Raw genomic sequence first — 9,068 nt, 5'->3', positions numbered from 1 at the left:
CAGTGCGGGCGTCCACATAACAATTTTTCTCCGTATCCATTTAATTCCACCCGCACTGCAAAATCGCCGTTTAATGTGCGAAGTGGAATCATCGGTATTTCTTCATAATATCACAAAATTCCTCAATTTTCAAAGAATTTAAACGGAAACCATTTAATGCCCCTTTCACCTCAAGCCCCCTTCCCCTTTCCCTACATTTTTTCCTATTCTGCGCCTCATTTTCAGTCTCCCATAATCCCATCCAAAGGGCTTATCACTTCCCTGGCGCCTTTGCTCAACACATGTGTGTAAATCATCGTTGTCCTTACATCACTGTGGCCTAAAAGCTCCTGGACTGTGCGTATGTCGTAGCCGTTTTCCAAAAGGTGGGTCGCAAATGAATGGCGGAAGGTGTGGCAGCTGGCATTTTTTGTGATTCCTGCATCCTGAACTGCTTTTTTTACGGCTTTCTGCAGAATGCTTTCATCGATATGATGGCGGCCTTCTTCTCCGGTCTTTTCGTTTTTCCAGCGGTTCTTTTGGGGAAAGAGCCACTGCCAGCGGAATTCTTTTGCTGACTCAGGTGAGCGTTTTGAAATGCTTGGCGGAAGGAGCACTTTTCCCCAGCCTTCGGCAAGGTCTTTTTCGTGGAGAAGTTTTACATCGACGATGTGCTCTTTTATTTTTTGGATTAGGCTTTTTGGAAGCATAACTCGTCTGTCTTTTCCGCCTTTCCCGCATCGGATGATAATTTCGTTTCTGTCAAAATCAATGTCGAGAATTCGAAGTCCAAGGAGTTCATTAAGTCTCATTCCTGTTCCGTATAAAATTTCGGCGGCGAGGCGTTTACTTCCTTCAAGGCGGGAAATCACTGCGCGGACTTCTTCTTTGCTCAGGACGCAGGGAATGTGTCGTTTGTTTTTTGCGTGAATTATATTTTTGAAATTTTCCGGGTCCTGGTTCCGCACAAAACGGAAGAAAAAGAGCAGGGCGGCCAGTGCCTGATTTTGTGTCGGGGCGCTTAAATTTTGTTTTACTGCAAGACCTGTCAGAAAACTGTTTATTTGTTCTTCTTCATTTAAGGATTGGTTTTTCTGGCTTCGTAAAAAATTTTTTGCCCAGTAAAGATAGTTTTCAATTGTCCGCTGGCTGTAATGTTTTGTGACCAGGATTTCCTTGAGTTTTTGAAGTTCCTGTGAATCAGACTCCCGATTTGAAAGTCTGAGCTCATTTTTTCTTTCGGGAGCTTTTTTTTCAAGAGGATTTTTTTGAGGAAAAACCTGTTCTTTTGCTATTGTTCCTTCTATATTAAAGTCACCAGTTCGATAAATGTTTTCAAGAAAAGTATCAAGTGACTTCTGATTATTTGGAATCAACCAGATTTTACACAGAGGATTATATGCCCTGTCTGGAACAGAGCGAACTGCATTGAGCATATCCTGGGTAAAACCGCCGTCAAATCGAATGCTGATTGTGTTTGCTTCGCGAGAGCATATATTAATTGTCATATCTAAAATATAACGATTTTCTATGGAAAGCGGCAATTTTTCGAACCGAAAATCATTCCGTGGATTTTCGGTTCGTTGCTTTTATGCAACTTCCTCTTGCGCATTCAGTTGCTCGCTCACAGTTTGTATCTCCTTGAGCTTTGCCAGTGTCTTTCCTGAATCGATTGCCTCAAGAGCCATGTTGTAGCCGTCTTTTAAGGTTCGAGTCTTTCCGCAAAGATAAAGCACTGCCCCGGCGTTCAGACCCACGGCATAGCGGATTGTCTTACGGCCAGCTCCGTTCAGGACTTCCATGGCCAGCTTGGCGTTATCGCTTCCGTTTCCGCCGTAAAGTTCGTTTTCGTCAGCGTCGGTGATTCCGAAGTTTTTCGGGTCAATCACATACTGATTTTCATTTCCCTTTTCGTCAATCTGATAGACATTCGTGAGGGCACATGGGGAAATCTCATCGTAGCCGTCCTCAGAATTGACCACCATGACCCTCTTCGCTCCCAGAGATTTTGCGGCATGGGCGTAATCTTTGAGAAGTTCCTTTGAATAAACTCCCAGAACTTCGTACTCAGCGTTGGCAGGATTCAAAAGGGGACCGAGCACGTTGAAAATCGTCTTGATTCCAAGGGCCTTTCGGATGGGAGCCGCAAAACGCATTGCCGAGTGATAGACCGGAGCCATTAAAAAACCGAAACCTGTTTTTTTGATAAGCTCGGCCGTCTTTTCAGGCTTTGCCATGATGTTGATTCCCAGAGCCTCGAAGAAATCCGCGGCTCCAGATTTTGAGGAGACAGCCCTGTTTCCGTGCTTTGCCATTACCTGACCGCAGCTTGAAGCCACGAGAGCCGACATCGAAGAAATATTGAAGCTGCCCTTTCCGTCGCCGCCAGTTCCCACGATTTCGGCCAGTCCGTGGTTTTCCAGCGGGAATTTTGTCTTCTTTTTGAGCATGACCTCAGCCGCCCCTCCCATTTCTTCTGCGGTGGGAAGTCCCCGGCTTGCCATAGCCGTGAGCACAGACGAGGCGATTTTTTCGTCCATTGTGCCGTCAGTCAGTTCTCCGATGAAACTTGCCGTCTGCTCCCTGGAAAGAGGCTCTTTTTTGTCAATGAGCTGATTCAAAATCAAAACATGGGAAATGTTCTCGCGGCTGTAGTTGAGGAAGGCCTTGAAAAGAGCGTCACCTTTTTCTGAGGCGATTGATTCTGGATGAAACTGAACGCCCTCAATCACAAGCTTTTTGTGGCGGATTCCCATGACATCTCCGTCTTTTGCCCTGGCAGAGACTTCAAATTCTTCAGGCAAAGAGCTTTCGTCAACCACGAGGGAATGATAGCGGGTGAAAGAGCCTTTAAGTCCGATTGTGCGGAAAATTCCCCGGCCGTCAGTCTTGATTTCCTCGACGATTCCGTGGCGGATGTATTTTGCACCCACGATTTTTGCCCCGAAAGCAGCCCCTATCGCCTGGTGGCCCAAACAGATACCAAGAATGGGTACTTTTCCGGCAAAATGGCGGATTGCTTCTATAGAAATGCCTGCTTCGGCTGGAGTTCCTGGCCCCGGCCCCACCACGATGTGACTGGGCTTTGCCGCCTCAATGTCAGCTATGCTGGCTTCCTCCGAGCGGAAAACGCAAACCTTGCTGCCAGAAACCCGCTCCAAACTCTGAACGATATTGAATGTAAAACTGTCTTTGTTATCGATAAATGCAATCATTTCTTTCCTCCTTCAAATACGCTTCTCAAGGCGCCAAGCTTCTCATTTGTCTCTTCCCACTCGCGGTCGGCGTTACTGTCGTAGACGATTCCGCCGCCAGCCTGAAGGCTCCAGACTTTTCCCTGCTTTAAGGCACAGCGGATTGCGATACAGAAATCCAAATCGCCGTTTGACTGAATGTAGCCCACGGCACCCGCGTAGAAACGGCGCTTTACTTTTTCGATTCGGCTTAAAATCTGAATTGCGCTGATTTTTGGTGCCCCGGAGACCGTTCCGGCCGGAAAGGCAGCCCGTAAAACCTGAATCGCCTTGTAAGCAGGATTTACCTTTCCCTGAACATCAGAGACGATGTGCATTACATGGCTGAAAAGTTCCACATCCATAAATCGGGCAACTTCCACGCTTCCGTTTGTGCAGACCCGCCCTAAATCGTTCCGTGCCAGATCCACCAGCATAAGGTGCTCTGCCCTCTCCTTGCCGTCATTCAAAAGCTCGGTTTTCAAAGCCTCGTCCTCGGCGGAATTTTTTCCGCGGCGGCGGGTTCCTGCAATCGGCCTGATTGAAGCCACACCATCGCGCACTCGCACCAGACTTTCAGGGCTTGAGCCAATCAGCTGTCTCTCGCCAAAATCTATGTAAAAAAGATAAGGGCTGGGGTTCACGGCGCGCAGCCTTCGGTAAATCTCCAAAGCAGAATTGTCGCACTCAAGCTGCAACCTTCGGCTTGGAACTGCCTGCAAAAGATTTCCCGCGATGATTTCCTTTTTAATTGCCTCGACTTTTTCCTTATATTCCCGCTCGCTCTGCTCAAGATTCGTAATCGTGCGTACAGGGCAAGGCTCTTCAGGAGCCGAAAGATAAGAGAAATCCATATCGCCCAGGCGTTTTTTTAAGTCAGAGACAGCCTTATCCAAATCAATCTGATGTTCGTTATAATTCAGGGCAAAAACATGGAGCTTTTCGGTAAAGTGATCAAAAACCACATAGATGTGACCGGCCACAAATTCACTTTCAGGGATATGAAGCTCGTCAGTCTGGGGGGCAAGCATGATTGTGTCACAGCGGGCAGAAAATTCGTAGCTTAAATAGCCCAGGCCGCTGGTCGGAACAGGAATTGCATTCGGGCTTTCAGAGCCGTCCTCGTTATGAACGACGCTCATATCATTCTGTCGGGCAACATACAAAAGGGCGTCAAGGATATCAGGCTCATGCAAGACCCGGCTTCCCGGAGCAATGGTCTCACCCGTGGTATTTTTTTCCTTGTAAGGCAGGCGGCGGCCGTCAATCAGGAATGCGACCCCCTCTTCGTCCTGCACGATGTGAAATGCCGGTTCCAGCAAAAGAATTGAATAGCGTTCCTTTCCCCTGGCAAAGCTGGCGCTCTCCAAAATTGCCGTAGCCCCGATTTTCCGCGCCAAAGAAAGCGGCGTGTAGCGGTCGCAGGGCAGTGAAAAATAAAGTGAATCTGTTCTGCTCATAAAATCCTCCAAAGGGGGAAGTCTCCCCCTCGCTCCAAAGCGTTGCTTTTACGCTACCCCCTCTGCGGGAGTCCCCGCAACGCCCCTGTGTTACTATCTAAAGAAACAGTAACATGAAGTTGTGTTACTGTCAATAGAAACAAAACAAAAAAATCATAGATTTTTCTGAGGCTAGCTTGCAGTTGATTGCGCCCTGAAAATTCCGCTATAATTTAGCCATGTCAAAACCTTTGATTTGTTTGTGCCTTACCGCGCCTACGGTGGCAGAAGACCTTGCCCTTATCGAAAAATACCGTCATTACATTGATTTAGTTGAATTGCGAGTTGATTTGCTTGCCGACGATGAGCGACTCGCTATCCGTGACTTTCCTTCTAAGGCTGGCTTGCCCTGTATCCTTACGATTCGACGAACTGTTGACGGCGGGCAATTTTCTGAGGGAGAGGCGGCTCGATCCATGCTTTTTGCCCGCGCCCTTGCCTTTGCCAGCGAGGATTCCAGCAAGAATTTCGCTTATGTCGATTTTGAGGAAGACTTTCACATTTCTTCTCTGCAGGACGCAGCTTTGGCTTACGGAACCAAAATCATTCGTTCCTTCCATGACATGAAAAATCCTCTTCCCAGCGTGGCAGAAAAGCTCCGCCAGATGCGAGTTTCCCGCTACGAGATTCCAAAAATCGCTTTCATGCCACATTCTCTTTCTGATGTCACAAAACTCTACACCGAAATGCAGCAGTTTAAAAACTCTGACCAGATTGTCTGCGCAATGGGAACTCTTGGATTACCCACAAGAATCCTCGCGGGAAAATTCCAGTCATATTTGAGTTACACTTCCCCGGAAGATTTGGAACTTGCTCTTTCTGACATAGGTCACACTGACCCGAAAACTCTTGAAGAAATCTATCACTTCCACGAACTTGACGAAAAAACAATGGTTTTCGGAATCACGGGCTATCCTCTCAAATACACTTCAAGTCCTGCCCTTCACAACACGAATTTCAAAAAAGAAAAAATGAACGCCGTTTACATCCCCTTCAAGGCCGAAAAAGCCAGCGAAGCCTTTGAATTTGCAAGCACTCTCGACATCAAGGGATTTTCGGTCACGATTCCCCACAAAGAAGATATAATCAAGCACTTGCAGAAAACCGACAAAAAAGTCGCTGAAATCGGAGCCTGCAACACGGTCATAAGCGAAGACGGAATCTGGGCCGGTTACAACACGGATTGCACTGGATTTTCAAAAGCCCTCTGCGAATTTACCGGCCTCAAAAATCTCAAAAAGAAAAAGGTCGCCATTATCGGTGCGGGCGGTGCAGCAAAAGCAATCGCCTACGCCATTAAGGAATTGGGCGGTAAAGCCTGCGTCTTCAACAGAACGCTCACAAAAGCGAAGATGCTGGCGGAACGATTTGGCTTCAAATACGCCTCATTGGGAATGGAGTCAATCGAAATCCTGCGGGAATATTCAGAAATCATCGTCCAGACCACTTCAAAAGGCATGGGCATGACCGGCGAATCAAACGAAGAGACCGACCCGCTTTGGTTCTATGACTTTTCGGGTGAAGAACTTCTCTACGACATAATTTACAAGCCCGAAATCACGCCAATCATGGCCAGAGCCGCAAAATCCGGCTGCAAAACCCAGAACGGCTTCACCATGCTTGAATATCAGGGCGAAGAACAATTCAGATTATTCAAAACAGCAAAATAAGAGGAAAATATGGCAATCACAAAAGACGAACAGAAAGTTCTGGCGGCAAAAACCGCAATCGACACGCTCATTGAGCAGAAAAAAATCTTCTCTTGTATGAAAATCGGCCTGGGAACCGGCAGCACGGCTCTTCCTGCCGTAAAAAGACTTTCAGAACGAATCGAAGACGGAACTTTGAAGGACATAAAGGCTGTCGTTACCAGCTTTCAGACAGAAAATTACTGCAAGGATTTAGGCATACCTGTTTACACACTCAACGACCGGGCAATTGACGGCGAACTTGACCTTGCCATTGACGGTGCTGACGAAATCGACCCGGAAAACAATTTGATTAAAGGCGGCGGAGCGGCTCTTTTGCTGGAAAAAATCGTCGCTTACAATTCAAAATCTTACGCAATCGTGGCTGACGAATCAAAATCAGTCGCAAACATGGGAACAAAATTTCCTCTTCCTGTTGAAATCATCGGTGGTGCCCGCCGTTCAGTGGAAAAAGAACTGAACAAAATGGGGGCAAAATGCGTCCTCCGTGAAGGCGTGCGAAAATGCGGGCCTGTCATCACTGACAACGGAAATCAGATTCTTGACTGCACATGGGAAAGTCCTGTAAATCCCGCCGAAATGGAAGAAAAAATCGCAAAAATCGTGGGCGTGGTTGAAGTGGGATTTTTTACAAAACTCCGTCCAACGGCATTCATCGCACACTCAGACGGAAGCGTGGAAATCAGGAATTAGGAATCAGAAATTCCCTGATTCTTGGCAACTTTTCCTGAGCCGCAAGGCGGCCTAAGTCATAGACCCGCTGGAGTTCGTCGGGATTATTCTCTGTCCGGCTGATCCCCAAAGATTCCGACGGGCAGATAACCATGGCTTTTCCCGCCGCTTCCTGAGCGAAGACATATTCTTTCTGGCTGTTATACATTTCGTGGCGGTGGAGCATGGCATCAAAAAGCCTTGGGTATTTTCGGAGAGAGAATTTCATAAATTTAAGGGCAGAAGAAGGCTCTTTTACAAAACACTTAGGCTGGGTGAGAATCACAAGGTTCTTTTCGTAGCCCATTTCCTCAAAAGCCTTTAGGGGAATTGAATCGGTCATGCCGCCGTCCAAAAGCTCGTAGCCGTCAATTTTTACCACGCGGGAAACGAGCGGCATACTGGCACTTGCCCGCATCCAGGTCAAATCAGATTCGTCACAAGTTTTAAGCTCTTTGTAAATCGGTTTTCCAGTCTTGCAATCGGAAACCACCGCGTAAAAGGCAAGGGGATTTGAGCGGTAAGTTTCATAATCAAACAAATCAAGTTTATTGGGAAGGACATTGTAGCAAAAATCCGCGCCGTAAAGATTGCCCGTCAAAAGAAGGGAGCGGAAAGAGCAATATCGCCAGTCGTGAGAAAAGCGCTTGTTGTAGCGGATAGCCCGCCCAATCTGCTTCGACTTAAAATTACAGCCAAAAGTCGCCCCCGCAGAAACGCCAATCGCTCCGTCAAAAGAAATTCCGTTTTCAAGAAGAACATCGCAGACACCAGCGGTAAACATTCCCCGCATGGCTCCGCCTTCCATTACAAGTCCTTTTTTCATTCCAATACTATTCCTATTTTAAGAGTTTATTCAGCGTCGCATCCCTCTGCCGCCAGTTCTTATCGACTTTAACCTGCAAGTCCAAATCAATTTTGTAGTCAAAAATCTTTCGAAGAGCTTTTATGCTTTCCACGCGTATTGTCTTAATCATCTGGGCACCTTTTCCGATGACGATTCCTTTCTGACTCTCCTTTTCGACGCAAAGGAAGGCGCGGCACCACATTTTTGTAGGAGAACGCATCTCCAAATCGGCAATCTGCACGTAAACCGCATGGGGAACTTCCTGGTCAAGACGGTTGATTGCCTGCTCGCGGATTACCTCTGCAATGCGGAAATCCACTTCCTGATCTGTGTACGCGTCGTCTGTGTACAAGTGGGGAGCCACCTTCGCCATATCGTAGAGAGCTTTCAGGACTTCATTGATTCCAACATCATTTTTTGCCGACATTTCAAGAATGCGGTTTTCTGGAACCAGGGGCAAATGAGCCTTTATGAATTTTCGTGCATGAACTAGTAAGGGATTTTTTTCATCCACTTTGTTCAGTGCGATTACAAGCTTATCCTGATGAGATTCCAGAATTTCTGCAATCATCCGCTCTTCTTCGGCGCAATTTCTTGTTGAATCGATTATGTAAAGCACGAGGTCGCTGGAATCAATCTGGTCTGCGACGATATTCCTCATGCGAAGGTTCATTTTCTTTTCTGAATCGTGATAGCCAGGAGTATCAACAAAAACGAGCTGACCGAGAGACGTATTTACGATGCCACGGATTGCATTCCGCGTGGTCTGAGGCATTGCGCTTACTATTGAGACAGGCTCTCCCGCCGCCGTATTCAAAAAAGTGGATTTTCCGGCTGAAGGACGACCAATAATCGTGACAAGGGCAGTTTTTTCGCCTACAGGCGGCTGCTGGGGGGCATTTCCGCCCGCTTCGTCATTCAATTTAGGTTCCTTCTTTTCTTCAATATTCTGATTCATATATTCAGTCTAATGGAAATCTGTTCTTTTTTAAAGGGTTGCATTCTTACTTACTGACAAAGGAAAAATCTGGTATTATAAAAATTTATCAATTTTGGCTATTCTCATATATTCAATAAAATTCTATACTCG

The 9,068-nt window shown here is 46.8% G+C and carries 7 protein-coding genes; 2 read left to right on the top strand and 5 right to left on the bottom strand.

Features of this window, described 5'->3' with window-relative positions; all coding sequences use genetic code 11:
• Positions 1–221: 221 nt before the first annotated feature.
• From B2089_RS04605 to B2089_RS04595, 3 genes are all read right to left on the bottom strand, one after another.
• A complete protein-coding gene (locus B2089_RS04605; RefSeq protein ID WP_296322592.1) occupies positions 222–1,487 on the bottom strand; it encodes an integron integrase in 1,266 nt (421 codons plus the stop codon).
• Between the two features lie 81 nt (positions 1,488–1,568).
• On the bottom strand, positions 1,569–3,194 hold the full coding sequence (locus tag B2089_RS04600) for a bifunctional anthranilate synthase component II/anthranilate phosphoribosyltransferase (RefSeq protein WP_296686139.1): 1,626 nt from the start codon (positions 3,192–3,194) through the stop codon (positions 1,569–1,571).
• Entirely contained in the window at positions 3,191–4,672 is a 1,482-nt protein-coding gene (locus B2089_RS04595; RefSeq protein ID WP_296321801.1) for a chorismate-binding protein, read from the bottom strand. The genes B2089_RS04600 and B2089_RS04595 overlap by 4 nt, the downstream gene beginning before the upstream one ends.
• A 218-nt stretch (positions 4,673–4,890) precedes the next feature.
• Between B2089_RS04595 and B2089_RS04590 the strand changes: the two genes are divergently transcribed.
• Positions 4,891–6,381, top strand: a complete 1,491-nt coding sequence (locus B2089_RS04590) for a type I 3-dehydroquinate dehydratase (protein WP_296321798.1) — start codon at positions 4,891–4,893, stop codon at positions 6,379–6,381.
• A gap of 9 nt (positions 6,382–6,390) precedes the next feature.
• Positions 6,391–7,113, top strand: coding sequence for a ribose-5-phosphate isomerase RpiA (gene rpiA / locus B2089_RS04585; protein WP_296321796.1), 723 nt, complete (start codon positions 6,391–6,393; stop codon positions 7,111–7,113).
• Here the strand turns inward: rpiA and B2089_RS04580 are convergent.
• Positions 7,103–7,957 (bottom strand): patatin-like phospholipase family protein, encoded by an 855-nt coding sequence (locus B2089_RS04580; protein ID WP_296321794.1) that lies wholly within the window; start codon positions 7,955–7,957, stop codon positions 7,103–7,105. The genes rpiA and B2089_RS04580 overlap by 11 nt on opposite strands.
• Before the next feature lie 13 nt (positions 7,958–7,970).
• Positions 7,971–8,936 carry a GTPase Era gene (era, locus tag B2089_RS04575; RefSeq protein ID WP_296321793.1) on the bottom strand — a complete coding sequence of 322 codons (966 nt, stop codon included), beginning with the start codon at positions 8,934–8,936 and terminating at the stop codon, positions 7,971–7,973.
• Positions 8,937–9,068: the final 132 nt, after the last annotated feature.

The sequence above is a fragment of the Treponema sp. UBA3813 genome, from assembly GCA_002368605.1.
In the GTDB taxonomy this organism is placed as follows: domain Bacteria; phylum Spirochaetota; class Spirochaetia; order Treponematales; family Treponemataceae; genus Treponema_D.
The sequence above is the reverse complement of the archived record's forward strand: the minus strand, read 5'-3'. Positions and strand labels throughout refer to the sequence as shown.

What these genes read in the sequence shown, in the direction of transcription:
- B2089_RS04595 (WP_296321801.1), bottom strand. Translation starts at nt 4,672, where the DNA reads ATGAGCAGAACAGATTCACTTTATTTTTCACTGCCCTGCGACCGCTAC.
- B2089_RS04600 (WP_296686139.1), bottom strand. Translation starts at nt 3,194, where the DNA reads ATGATTGCATTTATCGATAACAAAGACAGTTTTACATTCAATATCGTT.
- era (WP_296321793.1), bottom strand. Translation starts at nt 8,936, where the DNA reads ATGAATCAGAATATTGAAGAAAAGAAGGAACCTAAATTGAATGACGAA.
- rpiA (WP_296321796.1), top strand. Translation starts at nt 6,391, where the DNA reads ATGGCAATCACAAAAGACGAACAGAAAGTTCTGGCGGCAAAAACCGCA.
- B2089_RS04580 (WP_296321794.1), bottom strand. Translation starts at nt 7,957, where the DNA reads ATGAAAAAAGGACTTGTAATGGAAGGCGGAGCCATGCGGGGAATGTTT.
- B2089_RS04590 (WP_296321798.1), top strand. Translation starts at nt 4,891, where the DNA reads ATGTCAAAACCTTTGATTTGTTTGTGCCTTACCGCGCCTACGGTGGCA.
- B2089_RS04605 (WP_296322592.1), bottom strand. Translation starts at nt 1,487, where the DNA reads ATGACAATTAATATATGCTCTCGCGAAGCAAACACAATCAGCATTCGA.